23 protein-coding genes are annotated in these 18,701 nt (G+C 43.1%); 3 read left to right on the forward strand and 20 right to left on the reverse strand.

The genetic code is table 4. The features are described 5' to 3' along the window. The coding region (locus CSE00_RS02995) for a hypothetical protein (RefSeq protein WP_161565505.1) at positions 1-259 on the forward strand (259 nt) is incomplete at its 5' end. A 99-nt stretch (positions 260-358) separates the two neighbouring features. On the opposite strand, the gene CSE00_RS00005 is transcribed toward CSE00_RS02995, so the two are convergent. The 20 genes from CSE00_RS00005 to CSE00_RS00100 all read right to left on the reverse strand — a co-directional run bounded on the left by CSE00_RS00005 (position 359) and on the right by CSE00_RS00100 (position 17,401). Further along, a complete protein-coding gene (locus CSE00_RS00005) occupies positions 359-562 on the reverse strand; it encodes a cold-shock protein (RefSeq protein WP_127942476.1) in 204 nt (67 codons plus the stop codon). A 110-nt stretch (positions 563-672) separates the two neighbouring features. Next, entirely contained in the window at positions 673-1,413 is a 741-nt protein-coding gene (locus tag CSE00_RS00010; RefSeq protein WP_127942478.1) for a nitroreductase family protein, read from the reverse strand. Continuing rightward, complete coding sequence (locus tag CSE00_RS00015) at positions 1,406-2,260, reverse strand: deoxyribonuclease IV (protein ID WP_127942480.1); 855 nt, start codon at positions 2,258-2,260, stop codon at positions 1,406-1,408. The genes CSE00_RS00010 and CSE00_RS00015 overlap by 8 nt, the downstream gene beginning before the upstream one ends. Positions 2,261-2,263: 3 nt before the next feature. Further along, positions 2,264-3,055 (reverse strand): Nif3-like dinuclear metal center hexameric protein, encoded by a 792-nt coding sequence (locus tag CSE00_RS00020; protein WP_127942482.1) that lies wholly within the window; start codon positions 3,053-3,055, stop codon positions 2,264-2,266. 2 nt (positions 3,056-3,057) lie between these two features. Then, the gene (locus CSE00_RS00025; protein WP_127942484.1) at positions 3,058-4,281 is read right to left on the reverse strand and encodes an RNA polymerase sigma factor; all 1,224 of its coding nucleotides are present in this window, start codon (positions 4,279-4,281) and stop codon (positions 3,058-3,060) included. Position 4,282: 1 nt separating this feature from the next. Next, on the reverse strand, positions 4,283-5,968 hold the full coding sequence (gene dnaG / locus CSE00_RS00030; protein ID WP_127942486.1) for a DNA primase: 1,686 nt from the start codon (positions 5,966-5,968) through the stop codon (positions 4,283-4,285). A gap of 42 nt (positions 5,969-6,010) precedes the next feature. Then, the gene (locus tag CSE00_RS00035; protein WP_127942488.1) at positions 6,011-8,002 is read right to left on the reverse strand and encodes a leucine-rich repeat protein; all 1,992 of its coding nucleotides are present in this window, start codon (positions 8,000-8,002) and stop codon (positions 6,011-6,013) included. A gap of 14 nt (positions 8,003-8,016) precedes the next feature. Next, positions 8,017-9,378, reverse strand: coding sequence for a glycine--tRNA ligase (locus CSE00_RS00040; protein WP_127942490.1), 1,362 nt, complete (start codon positions 9,376-9,378; stop codon positions 8,017-8,019). A 36-nt stretch (positions 9,379-9,414) separates the two neighbouring features. After that, the gene (gene era / locus CSE00_RS00045) at positions 9,415-10,377 is read right to left on the reverse strand and encodes a GTPase Era (protein WP_161565506.1); all 963 of its coding nucleotides are present in this window, start codon (positions 10,375-10,377) and stop codon (positions 9,415-9,417) included. Between the two features lies 1 nt (position 10,378). Next, positions 10,379-10,750, reverse strand: a complete 372-nt coding sequence (locus CSE00_RS00050; RefSeq protein ID WP_127942494.1) for a diacylglycerol kinase — start codon at positions 10,748-10,750, stop codon at positions 10,379-10,381. Positions 10,751-10,752: 2 nt separating this feature from the next. After that, entirely contained in the window at positions 10,753-11,205 is a 453-nt protein-coding gene (gene ybeY, locus CSE00_RS00055; RefSeq protein ID WP_127942496.1) for an rRNA maturation RNase YbeY, read from the reverse strand. 7 nt (positions 11,206-11,212) lie between these two features. Next, complete coding sequence (locus CSE00_RS00060) at positions 11,213-11,587, reverse strand: hypothetical protein (protein WP_127942498.1); 375 nt, start codon at positions 11,585-11,587, stop codon at positions 11,213-11,215. Next, positions 11,562-13,595 (reverse strand): cysteine peptidase family C39 domain-containing protein, encoded by a 2,034-nt coding sequence (locus CSE00_RS00065; RefSeq protein ID WP_127942500.1) that lies wholly within the window; start codon positions 13,593-13,595, stop codon positions 11,562-11,564. The genes CSE00_RS00060 and CSE00_RS00065 overlap by 26 nt, the downstream gene beginning before the upstream one ends. A gap of 24 nt (positions 13,596-13,619) precedes the next feature. Then, positions 13,620-14,021, reverse strand: a complete 402-nt coding sequence (locus tag CSE00_RS00070) for a hypothetical protein (protein WP_127942502.1) — start codon at positions 14,019-14,021, stop codon at positions 13,620-13,622. After that, the gene (locus tag CSE00_RS00075; RefSeq protein ID WP_127942504.1) at positions 14,008-14,454 is read right to left on the reverse strand and encodes a DUF4231 domain-containing protein; all 447 of its coding nucleotides are present in this window, start codon (positions 14,452-14,454) and stop codon (positions 14,008-14,010) included. The genes CSE00_RS00070 and CSE00_RS00075 overlap by 14 nt, the downstream gene beginning before the upstream one ends. Beyond that, the gene (locus CSE00_RS00080) at positions 14,454-14,954 is read right to left on the reverse strand and encodes a hypothetical protein (RefSeq protein ID WP_127942506.1); all 501 of its coding nucleotides are present in this window, start codon (positions 14,952-14,954) and stop codon (positions 14,454-14,456) included. Before CSE00_RS00080 ends, CSE00_RS00075 begins: the two co-directional genes overlap by 1 nt. A gap of 40 nt (positions 14,955-14,994) precedes the next feature. After that, positions 14,995-15,564: an SMC-Scp complex subunit ScpB gene (gene scpB, locus CSE00_RS00085; RefSeq protein ID WP_127942508.1), complete on the reverse strand. Its 570-nt coding sequence runs from the start codon at positions 15,562-15,564 to the stop codon at positions 14,995-14,997. After that, entirely contained in the window at positions 15,557-16,297 is a 741-nt protein-coding gene (locus tag CSE00_RS00090; RefSeq protein WP_127943094.1) for a segregation/condensation protein A, read from the reverse strand. The genes scpB and CSE00_RS00090 overlap by 8 nt, the downstream gene beginning before the upstream one ends. Continuing rightward, a complete protein-coding gene (locus CSE00_RS00095; RefSeq protein ID WP_161565507.1) occupies positions 16,297-17,085 on the reverse strand; it encodes a lysophospholipid acyltransferase family protein in 789 nt (262 codons plus the stop codon). Before CSE00_RS00095 ends, CSE00_RS00090 begins: the two co-directional genes overlap by 1 nt. Before the next feature lies 1 nt (position 17,086). After that, the gene (locus CSE00_RS00100; RefSeq protein WP_236631434.1) at positions 17,087-17,401 is read right to left on the reverse strand and encodes a 4'-phosphopantetheinyl transferase superfamily protein; all 315 of its coding nucleotides are present in this window, start codon (positions 17,399-17,401) and stop codon (positions 17,087-17,089) included. Between the two features lie 32 nt (positions 17,402-17,433). Between CSE00_RS00100 and CSE00_RS00105 the strand changes: the two genes are divergently transcribed. Both CSE00_RS00105 and CSE00_RS00110 read left to right on the forward strand, forming a co-directional pair. After that, on the forward strand, positions 17,434-18,174 hold the full coding sequence (locus CSE00_RS00105) for a ribonuclease HIII (protein ID WP_127942514.1): 741 nt from the start codon (positions 17,434-17,436) through the stop codon (positions 18,172-18,174). Next, a complete protein-coding gene (locus CSE00_RS00110) occupies positions 18,164-18,679 on the forward strand; it encodes a tRNA (cytidine(34)-2'-O)-methyltransferase (protein WP_127942516.1) in 516 nt (171 codons plus the stop codon). Before CSE00_RS00105 ends, CSE00_RS00110 begins: the two co-directional genes overlap by 11 nt. Positions 18,680-18,701 lie beyond the last annotated feature (22 nt).

An 18,701-nucleotide genomic window follows, 5' to 3' on the forward strand; every position in this document is an offset into this window, starting at 1 on the left:
ACTTCCGTCGGATTTAGCAAGACGAAAAGACCTTACTCTCCAAGATCTGTACCTTGAAAAATACTTTGTTTACCGAAAATTTGACCACGAAATTCAAATTGAGAAATTTGATGATAAACGCCGAACATTAGAAGGTAAAATTACCTCTAAGTTGGGCGACAAACAAATCAAATTTGGATTTAAAATGTCTCTTCACAAGAAATTTGTGATTGTTGAAAGACTGGATTACATCTTCCGACGACGAGATCTTTTCGGTTAAATTTTTGCAGTTAGAACTCCCTAAATAGTTAGGTTTTAATCTGCTTAAGTAAAAACCTGCCAATTGCCTGGCAGGTTTTTTAGTTGTTGCTTGGACTAATTAACCAAGTACTCTAACATTTTTGGCGCGTTCTTTGCCATCAATTGTTTCAATGTCAAATTCCACACGTTGGTCTTTGGCTAGTTTACGAAATCCATCGCCATCAATCGCGCTGAAGTGGACAAACAAATCTTGTTCGCGCCCTTCAACTCCGATAAAACCAAATCCTTTTTTGTCGTGGAAAAATTTAACAGTGCCTTGCATATTCAAATTGAGTTCCTCTCTGTATACTAACTTCAGAGAAATCAATATACAGGACTAATTATAAAGATTTTTGCCGAAAAAACGCGATTTTTCTTGTCTAACTAGCGTTTTTAAACGAGCGAATCGTAAAAGTTTTTTAAATTCACTCCGATGGTGGTTAGCGCGCTTTTTAAACCTTCTGGTTGCTTTTTAGGTTCATAAAGTAGACTCTGGTGTTCATAAAAACTCGGTTCACCAATCGCCTGGAAATAACTCTTGCTTTGAATCTGGTAGGAGGCTAGGTTTTTAAGTGCCGCGGCTTTGTTATAACGGTTGAGAAACACTTTGGCAATTTTAGGCTTAACCGGGCTTGCCCGACTCGATTTACCAGCCGCTAGTCCGACTAAAGCAATTGTGTCGTTAGTTAAACCAAGTAGTTTTAAAGTTGTCTGGTCAAAAGCGGCTGTTGAGCCAATGTAACAAACCCCGTAACCCCAATCAATTAAAACGTCGTGAATTTGCCCGGCCACAATTCCCGCGTCCAGCACCATTCGACTAAATTCATAAAAACGTTCGTAAGCCGGCGTTTGACCGTGGATTTGCTTGATAATTTGGTTTTGCCGCGTGCGATCTAACACAACTAACAAAATTAAAGCCGCCTGGCAAAGATGTTTTTGCCGCGTGACTTGACAAATTTTTTGAATCAGTTCCTGACGCTCAACGATTAAAACACTAAACTGTTGACTGTTAAAAGAGGTCGGTGCGTTGTTAATCACCTGAGTTAGTTTTTCAATTTCTCCGGCTGAAAGTTCAAAGTCTTGGAAGTGTCGGACCGATGTGCGCTGAATTAATTTTTGACTAAGATTACTCACTAGTTTCTCCTTTTAGCAAAGCTATTTCGCGCTGGTAAGGCGGCTTGTTATCAACTCAAGGGGTTTCTAAAATCATCACCGCTTTGCGAAAAGCGGGATGCCAAACGATCGCTTGCAAAACTTTCAGACCAATTTGACCTTGACCCAAGTTAGCGTGCCGGTCTTTCCGCGAACCGAGTCCGTTTTTAGAATCATTGATGTGAAAAACCGCGATTTTATCGATTAATTTCAGTTTTTTGAGTCAGCTAACCAACTGGTCCACGTTTTGAATGTTAACGCCGCTGTCCCAAACGTGACAAGTGTCAAAACAAATCCCTAACCGCGGATTTTCTACTAAAGCCAAAATTTGGCCGAGTTTTTCCAAACTGGTCCCTAACTCGGTGCCTTTGCCAGCCATCGTTTCCAGCAAAATGGTTACTTTTTCCGAGTTTGCCAAAACTTGCCCCAGCGTTTTAACTAGTTGGGCGGTGCCCACTTCGGGACCAACTTTACCGTAAGCACCCGGGTGCAAAACTAAGTACCTGGCACCAAAAGAGTTCATTCGTTTAATTTCAGCAATTAAGTAGTCACGAGCAAACTCCCATTTTTCTGGGTTGGCTGGGTTAATGATGTAAGGAGCGTGAATGACTAAGTTTTCGGGCGGAATTAACTTTGCTCACTGACTTTGGTAATCTTTGGTTTGGTAAAGGGTAGGGCTAACACGCCGAGCGTTTTGGGGTGGTCCAAGGTGAAACATGCAAGCGTTAGCTCCGTAACTAAGCGCCTCGCGAACTGCGCCAACTAAGTAGTGGGGCTTAGCAAAACTGACGTGGCATCCGATCGTAGGCTGAGGGATTTTTTGGGACATAAGTTAATTTTTGATAATGCTGACGTGCTCCTGCACGTTAATCTTTTGCCTCAGACAAACTAGTCTGGGGAACTTTTGACTTAGTAAAGCACTAATGTGATCGCTAAAAACGTTTTCAATGCTGTGACTAAGGCTGACTAAACGGATGTTTTGTGTTTCGCACACTAGTCAAGTTGATCACTTGACGTCGGAGGTCAAAATTGTTCGGGCTCCTTGTTGGTGAGCCAGCAGAATGTCGCGCACATCGCTCGCGCCTGGTAAAATCGCGATTTTGTGCTCGTCCGAACGGGTGTTTTTGGGCACGGCAAAGTTGGATCGGAAAATTTCGATTCCCAATTTACGTTTAATCAATTCGAAAATTTGGTACATCGATAAGTTAGTAGTTAAAATTGCCCCGGCGCGGTTGTTGCCAATTGCTCTCACGTTTGAAAACGAAAGCGTTTCAACCACTTGCTCGCTCATGCCGTGCCAAATTAAGTCGTAGTTAGTGTGAGCAACTAAAAGTCCAATCCCCGTGTTAACTAGCCGTTTGTGAACAAGGTGTTTATAAGGGGCTTTTTGCCACTCTAGATCGAGCGAAACTTCGTAAAGAAACGGGTGGTGAACGATGATTAAGTCACACTGCTCACGGACGGCTTGATCCATCACTTCCGGCGTTAGATCTAGCGCAGTAATCACCTTTTCCACCGGTTTGTGGGGACTGCCGTAAATAAGCCCGACCCGATCGCCTGACAAAGCTTTGCGGTAGGGAAAAAGTTGGCCGATGAACTTGACCACGTGATTAATTTTGAGCATACTTACATGTTACGGTAAAACTCGCGGAGTTTTCGGTGGTTTTGCGGTTGGCGTAAACGTCTGATCACTTTCGATTCAATTTGGCGAATGCGCTCCTTGGTAACGTCAAATTTTTCACCTAACTCTTCAAACGAGTGGGGGCGGTTTTTTTGTTTGTTTTGATCGTAGCCAATTCCGTAGCGCAACATGATAATTTCTTTTTCTCTTTCGTCGTGAATGTAGTGGCTAATTGTTTCAAAAAGCAGTTTTTGGAGTTCCTCGCGGGAGGAGTAATCAATCGGTGAAATTGACGACTCATCTTGCACAAAGTCTGAGAAAGAAGAGTCATCCTCTTTACCAATCGGTTTGTCGAGTGAAATTGGGTCGATGTTGATTTTACGGATGTAGCGAACTTTTTCGGCATCAAAGTCACCGCCTGCTCGTGCGGCAATCTCTTCGTCTGTCGCGCTGCGACCTAGCTCTTGGTAAATGTCTCGCTCAATTTTAATAATTTTGTTAATCGTCTCCACCATGTGAACTGGCACGCGAATAATTCGTGCTTGGTCAGCGACTGCCCGGGTAATTGCTTGACGAACTCACCAAGTCGCGTAAGTGGAAAACTTGTAACCTTTGCGGTATTCAAACTTGCTAACCGCTTTAATTAACCCGGAGTTACCTTCGGAAATAAGGTCAATAAAAGACAATCCGCGGTTTTTGTACTTTTTAGCGTTATTTACCACTAGACGTAAGTTACGTTTGATTAGCATGTCGCGCGCTTTTTTACCAATTCGCCCGCCTTGCTCAATTTTTTTAGTCAGTTCAATTTCCTGGTCGTGAGTTAGGAGTTTTCCGTACTTACCTATTCAGCGCATGTACCACTTAACGATGTCGTCGGTTTCAGTCAGTTTATTAACCAGTTCTAAATCGCCAATTTCCTGGGTTTGTTCAATGTCATCGAGCGAAATTTCTTTCGTTTCGTCGTAGTTAACTAACCCGATTTCCTGGGTAAAATCTTGACTCTTAAAATCATCAAAGTCGTGGGGGTCAATTTCGTCAAGCAAAAGGTCAAGTTCGATTAACGTTTCAAGCAAATCGTTAGTAGCTTCATCGTTGAGGGCGATACCCTTTTTTTCCAAGTATTTGTAGACTTGGTCCTGGGTTAGGTGAACTTGTCTGGTAGTTTTTTTAACTTTAACTAGGTCTTGAACGATCGTCTTAAACTGGGGTGGTACAAAAACTTTTGCCATCTTAATTGTTCGTTCCTTTTTTGAGTTTGATCTGCTCTTTAAGCAGTTTGATTGCTACGTCAGGATCTTGGGTAATGTCAAGCGAACGTTGGATTTGCCGTTGCAAACGGCGCTGGTTAATCCATTTTACGCGGTCAATGTAGGCTTGAAACTCGTCCGGTGTTTTAGCGATTATACCACTTTTACTAATAATTTCTTGGCATTTTTGCTTGACTTTGACCGGAACTGTCGGTTTTTGAGCGAAATTGACAATGTAGCTGGCAATTAAATTAAGGTCAGGGTTACTTAGAACTAATTTGCTCTGGACAAAAGCGTCAACCAGGCGGGCGTTTTTGAGCATCGAGCGAACGATAATTTCCTCAAAGTTTGGTTGAGCGATTTGGGGCTCGCTAGCTAAAACGACTGCTTGCTTTTTAGATGGCGGGTTTTGCCCGCTCATCCGAAAAGGCATCATCTGGGTCAAAACCTCTAAACTAAGGTCAAATTCACGCGCCATTTTTTTGAGGTAAAACTCCCACTCAAGACGGTTAGCAAGTTTTAAAAACGGCGCCATTTGTTTGACAAAAATTTCAATTTCACGCGGAGTTTGGGCGTTTTGGGGACAAGTTTTTTGGTAAACAAATTCGAGTCAAGGAACTTTCTGGCTGACAATTTGTTTCAGACTTTCTCCTTGGTCAGTTTGAAAAATTTGGTCCGGGTCTTGACCTACTCCCAGCGGAACAATTTCCACGGGCAAACTTTTTTGGACTAGTTCAGCGATAACTTTTTGAATCGCGTTTCAGCCCGCCGGGTCGCCGTCCAAAATCAATGTGACGCGCACTTGCCCAAGCGCACTTGCTTGGAAGCTAGAAAAATTAGTCCCCATCAAAGCTACCACGTTGTGGTAACCGATTTTTTCTAACGCGATTACGTCCAAAAAACCTTCAACGAGCACTGCTTCGCCCGACTTACGAATCGCATCTTCGGCGCGGTGAAAATTGAAGAGTAACTTGCTTTTTTCAAAAACGGGACTTTGGCTTGAGTTAAGGTACTTGGGTTCGGTGGCCTTGTCTAGCGCTCGAGCAGAAAAACCGACCACTTTACCGCCGTTGTTAGTAAGAGTAAAAGTGATTCGGTCGGCAAAAATGCATTTTTGTTCCCGGTTAAAGATACCGCACAAATTGAGTGTTTCTGGTTCATGCTGGCGAGCGATTAGGTAGGTGTAGAGTTTGTCCGAATCACTGGGAGCATATCCGATTTGGTGCTGTTCAATTTGGGCAGATTGAATTTGCCGACCGTTTAAATATTCCCGGGCTTGACGACCCTGGGCAGTTTCTAACGCGTTCATAAAAAAATCTCTCGCGTCAGACAGAGCACTAAAGATTTTTTCTTCCTCGGGTGAGTAGTTTTCTAACGCGCGAACGGGTTTGTAATCGATCCCAGCCTCGGCCGCTAACTTTTCAAGCGCCACGCGAAAAGTGACTTTGTGGTAAGCGCTGTAAAAACTAATCACGTCTCCGCCTTTGCCACAACTAAAACACTTAAAGATTTGTTTTGGACTAGAAACAATCAGCGATGGTCTTGAATCATCGTGGAAAGGACAAAGAGCAACGTAGTTGTTGCCCTTTTTAACTAAATTTAACTCTTGCCCAACGATTTGGGTAATGTCAAGCTCTTGACGGATTTTATCTATAACCGAATTTGACACCCGTCTTTACCCCCGGTTAACTTGATCATTAACCTTTAAATTCTACCACCATTTATCGTAGGGGATTCCGGTTGTTTTCGCGTCGTTAGGCACCTCAGCGAAAGCGAACTTGGTGTAACTTTTGTGAGTCAGTTTGACATTTTTAATTTGACCAGCCCGATCTCCGTAATCAGCGTCGTCTTTAGTGAAGTAGTTATCAACCATCAAACGTCCTATTTTCCAAAATTCTTCACCTAGTTCAAGTAAGTCGGAGGGAGTTTTGTCAATTTGGTTAGTTAGCAGTTCTCCGCTCAACTCTTTGATGATGTCATCAACATCTTTTTCGCTGGAAATGCGTCTTCCTTCAGTGGTTTGGTAGCCAGTGATTAACACTTTGGCGCTTTGGCTGTACTCACCATAACTCACTTTTGCATTCGTCTCAATTTCACCTTTTTGGTCGTCTACCCGGATTAGTTCAAATTCAACTTTAATTTCTGAATCAAGCTCGGGAACTCGTGCGTCCAGTTCATTGCTAATTCCCAGCTGAACTTTGCTTTTGTAATTGTTTTTAATCCCGGCAATCCCTACTTCCGAAGGCAAAGTAGTTTTTAGCGTTGTTTGGTAAGGTTTTTCGGTAATCTTTTTTAAAGTCTCGTCAACCAATTTTTTAGCGTCAACTTGCTCCTGATCACCTTCAGGATTTTCGACCTGCTTTTGGTCAGTTGTGCCTACCTCGGCGTACTGAGGTGTTTTTCTAAATCCGCTAATTGTAAATTCGCGAACTAAGTTATATCCGTTAGTTGACTTAACCACGACTACGCAATCTAAACGTTCCTTTTCAAAGTCACGGTTTTTAACTAAAACTTGTGCGGTTAAACCAAGAGTTTCGATTTGTTTGCTTGGTCAAAAGTCTTTGATTCCAAGGTCTTCCGGAGTCGCTATTTTTTTGCTAGAAGCGTTTACGCCGTAAATGGTTTTATCGGTGTGAGCCGTCTGGTAAGTGTCCCGAAAACTTTCGATTAGTTTTTTAACTTGTTCACGTTCGGTCTGGGTAATCGCGGGATTCGAGTTATTAGTTAGGAAGTTTTTAACTTGAATCTCTTTGCGAACTTGCTTGCCAGCTTTTGACACTTCTGCTTTAAGCGTTAGCGTTCCCTGGGCATCGTCGTACTTGAGTATTTTAAAATTGATTTGACTTTTGCGCGAACTAATGCTCTTGGTCAAATTAAGGGTTGATAAATAAACTTCGGATCGCGTGTTTCAGTCGGGTCCAAAGACTCTTTTTAAAGCCGTTTGAATCTCTTCTGGGTTACGAGGATCGTAGCTTTGACCGTCAAAGCGAGTTTGTTCGTTATAAATCTTGACGCGGTAAATGGCATTTTTTTGTCAAAAAGCCTTGGCTCCAATTTCTTGTAAATTAGGGTTCAAACTGACGCGCGAAATTGAGTTACCGGCAAAAGCTTCGGTTTCTAGTGTTCGCAGCTTTTTGGGCAAGTAGACATAACCACCGATTTTGTTGTTTTTAAATGCTCCTCAACCGATGTATTCTAACTTTAAAGGCGTGCTACTTTGATCGCTTGATGACCACATAGAGGTGATCTCGTTATCGTAAAACGCGTGACGTTCAATCGTTCTAAGTTGGGTATCTTTTTCAAAGTTAATTGATTTTAAACGGTTAGATGCAAAAGCATAAGCGCCAATCTTAGTAATTCGACTCGGAATGCGAGGCATTTCGGTCAAACCTCAACCGCGGAAAGTGTCGGCTGCAATTTCGGTTGTATGCGGAAAGTATTCCCAAAAGTTTTGGGGCAAAGACTCAATTCTGAGCATCGATTTACCGTCGCCGTTTTTTACTAAGTCATAGCCTTGGTCGCGAAGTCACTCTAAAGTATCGTTGGAAATGGTTAACTTTCCACTGCTATTTGGAGTTACGTCGGTGTTTTTTAACGTGTAAACTTTGGGTTCACGCGGTCCACACGAAAGTGCCAAAGCGACTGACGGCGCCACAGCTAGACTCAAAATACTTGTTCTTAACACTCATTTTTTCAACATCATATTACCTAGCACAATTATACATGATTTTTAATATTTTTATACATAATGGTTATCTGTTTCATAGTATCGCGTTCACGCAGCGTGACTTGACCTTCGCTCTTAGTTTGGTCAATTACCGTTAAACAAATTGGCGTTCCAATCGCATCTTGGCGTCGGTAACGTTTACCGATCGACCCGCTCTGGTCGTACGTGCACCGGTAACCCTGACTCAAGAGTTCTTGGTAAAGCTTTTGAGCGACTTGACCGTGAACTTTTTTAACTAGCGGTAAAACGGCGATTTGGTAAGGCGCTAAGTCTTTGGATAACTTTAAAATAATCCGCTCGCTTTGGTCGGCTAATTTTTCCCGCGTGAAACCGTTTTCCAGCACAGCCAAAACTAGACGGTCAACTCCGAACGAAGGCTCAATCACAAATGGGTAAATTTTTTCAGACTGACCGGGCAAAGTGGTCGCAAAATCGACCTGACTGGCTTGGGAGTGTTTTTTTAAGTCGTAATCTCCCCGGTTAGCCAAACCAATGATTTCACCCCAACCAAAACTAAAGTTAAACTCTACGTCCACAGTCTTTTTGGCGTAGTGAGCTAACTCATGGGCCGCGTGCTCACGTCAGCGTCAACGCTCGCGGTCTAGGCCGAGCGAATTTAAAAATTGCTTGATTAAAACTTGGTACTCGTGAAAAAACTGCTCAGCTTGACTCGGCTCGCAAAACCACTCTAGTTCCATTTGCTCAAATTCACGGGTGCGGAAAATGAAGTTGCGCGGCGTGATTTCGTTGCGGAAGGAACGTCCAATTTGGGCAATTCCAAAGGGCAGTTCAGCCCGCATTGATCGCGAGACGTTTTTGTAGTTAATGAAAATTCCCTGGGCTAGTTCGGGTCGCAAAAAGATGCGACTTTTTTCGTCGCTGACCACGCCTTGGTCGGTTTCAAACATTAAGTTAAACTGACGAATTTCACCTCAGAGCGCTTTTTGGCCTTCCCACTCGGTGACTTTTTCCTTGAGAAATTTTTCAATTTGAGCCTGACTTTGGCTTTGTCAGTTTTGGTTAGGATCAATTTGCTCAAGCAAAACGTCCACCCGGTAACGTTTTTGGTTCAGTTTGTTTTCCACGTACAAGTCTTGAAAATTTTCAACGTGACCGGAAACTTTCCAAACTTGGGGATTCATTAAAATTTTGCTGTCCAATCCGTAAACGTTAGGTTGACGAGTGACAAAAAAGTTTCACCAAAGTTTTTTGAGTTGGCCAATCAAACTGACACCGAGCGGACCGTAATCCCAGGCGTTAGCCAATCCGCCGTAAATTTGCGAACCGGGAAAGACAAACCCGGTTTCAATTAAATGTTGATGGATGGAGAGACTAACTGGCTTATCTTTCATAAGAGCAATTATAAACTTAGGGCGGGCAAAGTTAAATTAATAGCCCAGTGCTTTAATTTGCTTTAAGTCGTTAGTTCACCGCCTAACTTTAACTTTTAAAAAAAGGTGGACGTTTTGGTCAACTAATCTTTTAATCATTTGACGAGCTGATGTGCCAATTTGTTTCACTTTGGCGGCGTTTTTACCGATCACAATCGCTTTTTGACTTTCCTTTTCCACTAAAATCACCGCTTTAATGCTAACCGCTTGACTTTCTTCGCGGTACTCTTCAATTAAAACCGCGCTAGCAAAGGGCACTTCTTGGTAAGTGTTTTGGATGATGCTTAGACGGATCAGTTCGGCTGCCAAAAAACGGAGCGATTGGTCGGTAATTTGGTCACTCGGATAAAAAGGTTTCCCGCTCGGAAGCCGGTTTTTAATCGCCTCAACTAATTCCATCATTGACGCTGTTTCAAACACGGAAACGGCAACCACCGCTTTAAAACCAAGTTCATGCCAAATCGTGCGCCAGTTTTCCCAACTGATTTTTGAGCGTTTAGACAAATCTTTTTTAGTTAAAACGACTAGCGTTTGGCCGGGGTCTAAAACTTTGACCCACTCTTTTTCTTGGTCAGTTAGCGCTTCATTAACCGGGTGAAGTCACAAAACTAAATCGCTGCCTTGCCAAGTTTTTTGGGCTTTGCGAGTTAAGACTTGTTTAAAAACGTTGGTGCTCGTGACTAGTCCGGGTGTGTCAAGAAAAACGACCTGCGAATTTTGGTCGTTGTAAATAGCCCTAATCACGTCGCGAGTGGTTTGGGGTAAAGGCGTGCTAATTGCCACTTGGTAGTTTAATAGGCGGTTAACTAACGCCGATTTACCGCTGTTGGGCAGACCAGCCAAAGCCACCAGACCAACTTTTTTTTGGTTGGCATCTTTTAGGTCAGGACCACTTTGGTAACTAGCGGTTTTGTCTACCGTTTGTCGTCCTGGTTTCTGCTTTTTTAATTGCTGGGACAAATTAACCAAAAACCTCCACGAAGCGCGGAATGTAAACTATTAAAATGACTGCAAAAGATGCTAGCGAAGTGAGCAAAGTGGCCGCTGAAGCAATGTCTTTAATTTTTTTAACTTTCACGTTGTATTGGAAAGAAATCGTGTCTACCGCTGCTTCAAGAGCGGTGTTAATGATTTCAATCACAATTGAAAGAAACAGCGTCAAGATGATCAGACCCCAAGCGACGGGCGAAAGACCCAGCCAAATTCCGAATCCGATCACCACGATCGCGATAATTAGCAGCGTTACAAGCGACTTTTCCTCCCGAAAAGAAACCCACAGTCCGACCAGCGAATAGAGCGTTTTACGGTGAATTTTGCGAATAAACTCGAGCATTTTTAAGACCTTGTTAATCCAATTGTACCGATAATTTTTTCGGTTAAGTTGTGCATTTGTTTTTCTTTGGCTGGGCTCTTATGATCGTAGCCGCAAAGATGAAGCAGTCCGTGGGTAAAAATGTAACCTCACTCGCGCCTAAGCGAGTGACCATACGTTCGCGCTTGTCGAGCAATTTGACGCCGGTTGAGATAAATATCGCCAAGGACCAACTGCGGAAGATTGAGGCCACTTTTTTCGATTTCGCTCGGAAAAGCTAAAACATCACTAACTTGATTTTTTTGCCGGTAAGTTTGGTTAAGCGCTTGACTTTGCTTGTCGCCGATAATAATTGCGCTAACTTCCACTTGGGCGTTTTTTAAAACTTTTTGACCGACTTGCTGAGCTATCTTTTGCAGTAAGCTGCGTCTTAAGAAGGGTCATCCGCTTTGGTTAACAATGGTTAAACTAATCACCTAAGCATTATACTAACCACTCCCAAAGAAAACCCGTTGCCCAAACTAAATTAAGATCAAGCGTTTCGTAAGGAACCTGGCTGGGCAGTCCGTCGATCTGGGCATAATAAAGACTTAGTTTTTGGTCGTAACTAATTGGTCCGATTTGCGGATGGTAAGTTTTTTGGTCCAAAACGACTTTAAGACTATTCGCTTGACTGAGCAAACGAATTTGGTCGGGCCTAATTCAAATTTGTTGCTTAGGTCAATTAATTACCACCCGGACCAAGGTAGTTTTTTCAACTGGCAAAAAGAGACTTAAAACTGCGCTAGTTAACGCTAAGGTTGACAACAAGCACAAAACAGGGGTAAAAAATTTACCAGCAAGTAGCGATCTTTTCAAAGAAAACCTCCTGACCCGGCATGAGGTAGTTTTGCGAACGAGAAATTTCAATTCAGCGAGCATCTTGAACTTGACTCAGTCGCTCAGCTAGTCATTTTGTTCATTTGCGGTCAATGTTTTCTAGCGCTTCGTCAAGTAAAACTAAGTCAAAGCGCCAAGCAAAGAGCGGTAAAATCGCGATAAGTTGGCGTTGACCAGTTGAAAGATGGTGCCCTAGGTCGGTAATTGGCTGGTTTCACGATAAACCAAAGTGCTTTAATACATGATCAAGTTGATAAGTCTGCCTGTTTTGGTTTAATCTCAAACTTGCTGGGCGCGATGAACAAGTTAGTATTTCCCAAAGCGTGGCCTCGGGAAACGTTTGACTAGGGCTGACCAAGCAAACTTTCTTGCGGTAATCTGACAGGCGGTAATTATTTAACTCTGCGCCGTTAACTCAAAGCGGTCGATCGCCTTGAGAGTGTCCGGCCAACACGCGCATTCAAGTGCTTTTACCCACGCCGTTTTTACCAACTAGATGCAAGTTTGATCGGAGTTCAAAGTGCTCAATTTTTCAAAGCGGTTTTTCGTAGCGGAAAGTTAAGTTTTGGCAAACTAGTTTGGTTATTTTGTCCAATTTAAGCGGCGTTTTAGGCTCATTTTCCCCGGGCAAAACGAAAATCGTGTTAATTAACTCGTGTCAAATTTTGTAATTAATTCGGGTTTCTAGAGCGCTTACAAGACGCTCGGTAGGACCAAACAAGTTGTTGGCAATCGCCAAACTAAAAAGAGCTTGACCAAGACTTATTTGGTTTTCAAGCGCTAAGAAAACAGCCACTAATGTCAAAGCAATTTGTCCTAGCCGCTTGGTTAGTTGGTGTCAAATTAAGAAAGTGCGTTGGTAAGACCAGGCGCCTTTTTTGGTGTTTTGCACCGTTTGTAAAGCGTTAGCGATTCGGCGGTGAATGTAGCGTTGGTAAGGCGGAAATTTGAGTTGATCTTTACCAAGAACGGTCAAGACCAATTCGCCCAAGTACTTGTTTTCTTGTTTTAACCAGTTAGTTAAAAACGGCTTTAGACTGCGCTGGGCTAAAAAACTAATTAAACCGATTAAACTAGCGATCAAAACCGCGCTAGTTAAAATTTGCCAATGGGTAAAACTGATTAGTCCGAGCGCTAAAAAAATTAAACTAGTTGAAGAGACAATGTCGCGTAACAAAGCGACCAAAGTGGGACAAATTTGACTGAGCAAAGTAATTCTTTGCAGATGTTCGCTGTTAGTTAACTGATTCAAAGCTTTTTGGGTCCGGGTGAAAAAACTTTGCCAGTAAAGGTGGCAAAGACGGTATTCAGCGCGCCAAAGCAACTGCCGGGTTAAAAAGCTTTCCAGCGTCTCAAAAAAGACGCCCAAAAGCGCTAGTCAAGCAAAAAGCGCGCCGAGACTAATTAACAGACGAGTGAGTTGACTGGGAATGACTAAATCAACGACCAGTTTAACTAAAAAACTTCCTAGCAAGCTGACGATCATCTCTAAAATTCCCAAACCAAACACGAGCATTAAAGTTCGCTGCTGTCCCGCTAATACTTTGGTAAAATCAAGCGATCCAGGTGGTTTTCAATGGATTGGTAATTTTTCCACGCTAAAAACAACTTGCTGATAAATTTGAGCAAACTCACTCAAACTGTAAAAGATTTTACCGCGCTGGGGATCGTAAACGGTTAAGCGGTTTTTACCAAAAGTGATAATCACGTAGTGGGGAGCTTCTTTTGTGCCGACTAGCGCCACTCACCATTTTTGACTTTGCTTGACCGCCTTTAACTCATCAAAACTAAGCCGGTAACCGGTTAAGATGATGCCGACATTTTTAGCCAAGGCGACCAAGTGAAAAGCAGTTAAACCGCGCGAACCAAGGACGGTTTGGGCGCGCAAGAAGTTTAGACCAAGTCAGCGACGGTAAAAGCGGTGGTGCAGCGCTTGAATTACGCTTAGACCACAATCTGAAGAATCAAGTTGTCGGCGAATTCGCATCCAACTCAAATTGGTTAAAAAATCTTAATTGTTCAAAATTGAAGTAATGTTTTCAATTAAATCTACGTGACGACTAGCTTTGTCGTAAAGGCCTGGTTTTTGAATTTCAAACCACGTCCAGTGCTTTTTGATTAGTTCAATTTTTTCGTAAGCTGTTTTGGAGCGTTTTTTGTAGTTCAAAAAACCGATCAGACCCGAAAGCGAGGCGGCTACAGCCGAAGCGCAAGCCATAGTTAAAAACAAGTAGCGAATTAGCATATCGAACTTTAGGCGCGAAACATCTAACTTCAAAGCTCACAAGTTGAGCACGGTAGTTGAAGCTAACATTAGGAAAATGGCCATGTTAATGAAAACTAAAAGGGCGTTTGAACGTCGGTACTTACGAACTAAAACCTTGTACTTTTCAAGCGGACTAGCGCTGTTCACTGTTAAGCACCTCCGTTTTAGCTGTCTCGTTACCTAAAATCGCTTCCACGGCCACGAATAAGTTGTACTCACGGTCTTTGAGACGGTACTTAGGAACAAGTTGGGATTCGTACTTGTTAATTTCAACCCAAACGCGGTTTAAAGCGTTTTGGTCGCGTTTGAGCGATTCGCGGATGTGGAAGAAGTTAAAGAGCGATGTGACTAAAGTCGTAAAGGCGCCAATCCCAGCCGTTATGTAGGGATACCAGTCAGGCACGGTAGTCAGACCAAAAAGTTTGGAGGCAAATATAATTGAAAAAATTGAGGTAGCCAGTCCCAGGAGAAGAATGATCACGTTGATTGACACGTAAGCCCGCTCCAGACCAATGACGCGGTGCTTTAAAAAGTCAACGATCTTATGTCCGTAATCTTCAATGTTAAATGTTTCGCGCATTACTTGCCTCCGACGATCGTACCAAAGAAAGCGTTCCGGAATTTAACTTTAGTGCGTTTGTAGTTGCGAATGTTAGCCTCAATGTTTTGAACCGCTGCTTCCAACAATTGACGAGCGTCTTTACGACCGTAGTCACCTACGCGGTTTTCAAACTTAACGATCTCGATTTTGAGACTATCAATTGAAGCTTTGTAAATCGCGTCTTTCATCCGGGAGCGGTAAACGGTATTCACGATTTGCATAATGAACGTTAGCAAAATGAATGTTAAGGAGACCATCGTGAATATGAAAGGCAAAAAGTTAGCCGCGCTTTTTTGAACTTCTTTAAACTGAGTGATTAAAAAGTAAAGCGCTGTGCCGGCCGAACCGAGCGTGGCTATGTTGGCGATAAAAAGAATGCTAGTGAGAATTTGGTTTCTTAATCTGGCACGACGGGCTTCCAACTTAAGATGACCAATCCGGTCATAAACCCATTTTTTGGTGTTAAACTCCCGTTTCATAACGCAATTATACCAAAGTTAAAATTGTCAACTGTTTCCTTTACTCGCGCTGAGATGCAAATAAATCAAATTCGTTATCAACGCCCTCTGAGTAATCAAATTCGGCTAAATCAGGTAATTCTTGCAAAGAGTTAATTTGGAAATAAGTGTAAAACTTCTCGGTGATTCCGTACAAAATCGGGTTGCCGGGTTTTTGACTAATCCCTTGTTCTTCGATTAGTCCTTTGGTCAGCAAAGTGTTGACGACTGCTTCGGATGCTATGCCGCGAATTTCGTTAATTTGACTGCGCGTGACTGGTTGACGATAGGCGACAATTCCGATTGTTTCAAGCGCTGCCTGCGAGAGTTTTTGCTTTTTTTCGTGAGTAACTAATTTGCTAATTTGCTCAAAGTGTTCGGGTCGGGTGACAAAGCGGTAAACATCGTTAAAACTTTGCACCATTATCCCAAGATTGAGCGCGTTAAACCAGTCGCTGAAAGACTGACAAATTTTCCTCGCCTCGGCAATTGGTAAATCGTAAACTTGTTTAACTTGTTCGGGTTTTACGCCTTGCTCACCGGCTAAGTAAACTAAAGCGCTCAGTAGTTGGTTACGATTGTCGTTAGTCATTTTGACCTCCCTTAGTCAAGCTGATCGGCGCGTAAGGTTTTTCTTGACTTAGACTAATTTCCTGCTTACGAGCAAGGTCCAAAATAGTCAGAAAAGTTTGGGCGAAGTGGAGCAAAGAAGGCAAGCGAAAAATCTGGGTAAAGGTGAGACTTTTTTGCGTGCTTAGCAAATCGTAAATGCGCCTTTGCGCTTCTTGTGCCGATCAGTTAAATTTGCTAATCGTGGTTTTACGCAAGTTGTGAGCGTAAAGACGCGCGTACATTTGACGAACAGTCCGAATTAGTCAAATCACGTTGCCCTGACCATCAAGTCGGGTCGGATCGCTCGGTTTAACAAACTCGCTCATGTCGCTGGTTTTTTTGCTCAGCGTTTTAAAACCTAGCGCTTCGCGCTGTTTGAGAAGAGTCGCCAAATTTTTAAAACTTTGGTAGATGGAAAGTCGCTGCAAGAGACTTTGGGTTTGCTTAGCAACTTTTTTGTTTTCTGTCGGTTCTTTGAGTAATAACCTAGCTTTTAAGTTAATTAGCGACGCGGCCATAACCAAATATTCGCTGACTAAATCAACGTTTTCATTAACAAGACTTTCAATAATTTTGACGTACTCGTTAACTACGTCAACTAAGTTGACCTCAAAAATGTCAAGTTTTTTGTCTTTGATTAAAGCGAGTAATAAGTCAAAAGGACCTTGGAAGTTGTCGATTTGAATAATGCCTTGTTGGTACTGGTTTTCCATTAAGCCAACCGCCGTTCTTGGGAATTTTTCCGCGGCACGACCACGGGCGGTTTCCAGTTGCGCTTAACGATTTTTTCAACTCTTTCGGCCAAAGTTTTGGCGTCTTGGTTAATGAAACTGACCGGTTTAATCGGTTTATCAAAAACAACCTCGACTGTTAAATCGCCTTTGCGGGTCAAATCGCCAATCCCTCAGCTGTTATTAATCGTGACGGGCACAATCGGTAAGTAGTACTTTTTGGCCAAAGTAAAAGCGCCCGAACGGAAAGTTGAAATTAAACCGTCTTTGGTCCTGGTGCCCTCGGGAAAAATCACGGCTAGTTTTTTGTGTTTTTTAGCGTAGTCAATAAATTCGCCAAACACTTTAATCGCTTCGCGCGGTTTTTCGCGGTCAATGTAAAAAGTGTGCAAAATGTCAAGGTAACCACGGAACCGGTTTTTCTTGAGTTCTTTTTTAGCGATGTAGACCGACTGAATGTTAGCTTCTTGCTTATCGTTGCCCGGGTAAGCAAGTGCGATCAGCATAATTGATGAATCCAGGAAAGAACTGTGGTTAGGTGTCAAAAGCGCCACCGTTCGTGGTAAGTTTTCGCGACCTTTGACAACCACTTTAACGTTTAAAAGTTTGGCGTACTGGCGGGCTCTTTTTAAAACAAAGTCGTTTTTTCACTGCTCGCTGTAACGCGATTCATCTTTCCACTTTTTGATTTTACGAGCAATCACTTTGGCGCGGTGGTTCCGCCAAGCGAAAATTGGAAACATGAAAAAGATTTTTAACTTAATTGGCACGCTAAAACTCCTTAATAACGATCGCCACGCACTGATCGCCTTCCCGGGAAGTGCTGACCACAAAACCAGGAACTTTGAACACCCGTCCAACGCGAGCAATTTTCACGCGGTTGAAGTGGTAATACTGGTTGTCGGCTTTGTAAAGCGCCTCTTTGATCGCCCAGCGCTGAGCTAGAAAAAGACTTTTGGCGGGACTTTGCTGATAATCAGCGATTTCTTGGGGATGGAGAATTCTCCGAATCAATGCCGAAGTTGGTTTTTCAAAGCGACTAATGGTAGTTAAATCAATGCCAACCATACTAGCAATTATAGCCACTATCGCCTAGTTCTTGCGAGTATAATGTGAGCATGAACCAAACAGGGCAGGCTGAAAATATTATCGGCAGCGATGAAACTGGCGCGGGTGACTACTACGCGCCGCTCGTCGTGGCTGCCGTTTTTGTCCCGCGGGCTAACTGGGATTACTTCCGATCTTTGGGCGTAAGAGATTCCAAACAAATTAGCGACAGGCAAGTTCTTAAACTTTTTGAACTAATTAAAAAGCGCATCAAGTCCAGCGTGCGTTACCTTGACCAAAATGAGTACAACCGTCTTAACAAAACTTATAACGCTAACGAACTAAAAACGCTTTTGCACTTCCAAGCGCTATTGTCTTTAGCCGAAAGGCTCGAGCAAGTTGACTTGGCGATTGTTGACGATTTTGCTAAGACAAACGGCGGTGTTAACAGCACCACTCGGATGAGGCGTTATGTTAAAAAACTCGCTCAGGCAGGCACTTTTGGCGTTTTTTGACCAACTTGACCACTGCGTTTTGAAACGCAAGCTGAGGGCAAATACATTTGCGTAGCGGCAGCTTCAATCGTGGCGCGAGCCAAATTAATTGAGAGGATGCAAATTCAAAACAAAAGTTATAACACCCTGTTCCCGCTGGGCTCAAGCAATCCCAAAATCGTTAGCGTCGGTCGCGAGTTAGTTTTAAAACACGGACCAGGCGTACTTTGGAAAGTCGCCAAGCACTCTTTTAAAACTACTCTCCAAATTTTAAAACTAGTCGCTGAGCATTCGGGTCGAGTCGGTTATGAAAATTAACGTCGTTCTTTACCAACCAGAAATTCCCAATAACACCGGTAACATCGTGCGGATTTGCAAAGCGACGGGTGCTAAACTTCATTTAATTGGCCCGCTGGGTTTTGACACTCATCCGCGCCTGCTCAAACGGGCTGCCGCTGGTCGCCGGATGAGCGACATTGAGCACGAAATTCACGTTGACTACTATGCTTTTCAACGTAAATACTCAACCGAAAAGATCGTTTACTTAACGCGTTATGGCTTGACCAACTACGCTAATTACGATTTTTCCAAGCACAAAAAAGAAGTTTGATTAATGTTTGGCCGCGAGTCAGATGGCTTACCCAAAACGATTTTACAAACCGCTCCCGAGCGTTGTTTGAGAATCCCGATGCAACCCGCCAGTCGTTCGCTTAATTTAGCCAATTCGGTGATGCTTTTAACTTACGAAGTTCACCGTCAAACTGGTTTTGAAAACTTACTTGTTTACGAAGACCAAAAAGGTGCCGATTGACTGCTCAAGTAACTTTTGGACCGCGGTCTTTCCA

This window comes from Mycoplasma sp. ATU-Cv-703, assembly GCA_004011965.1.
Classification (GTDB): Bacteria; Bacillota_I; Bacilli_A; order Mycoplasmatales; family Metamycoplasmataceae; genus RYZV01.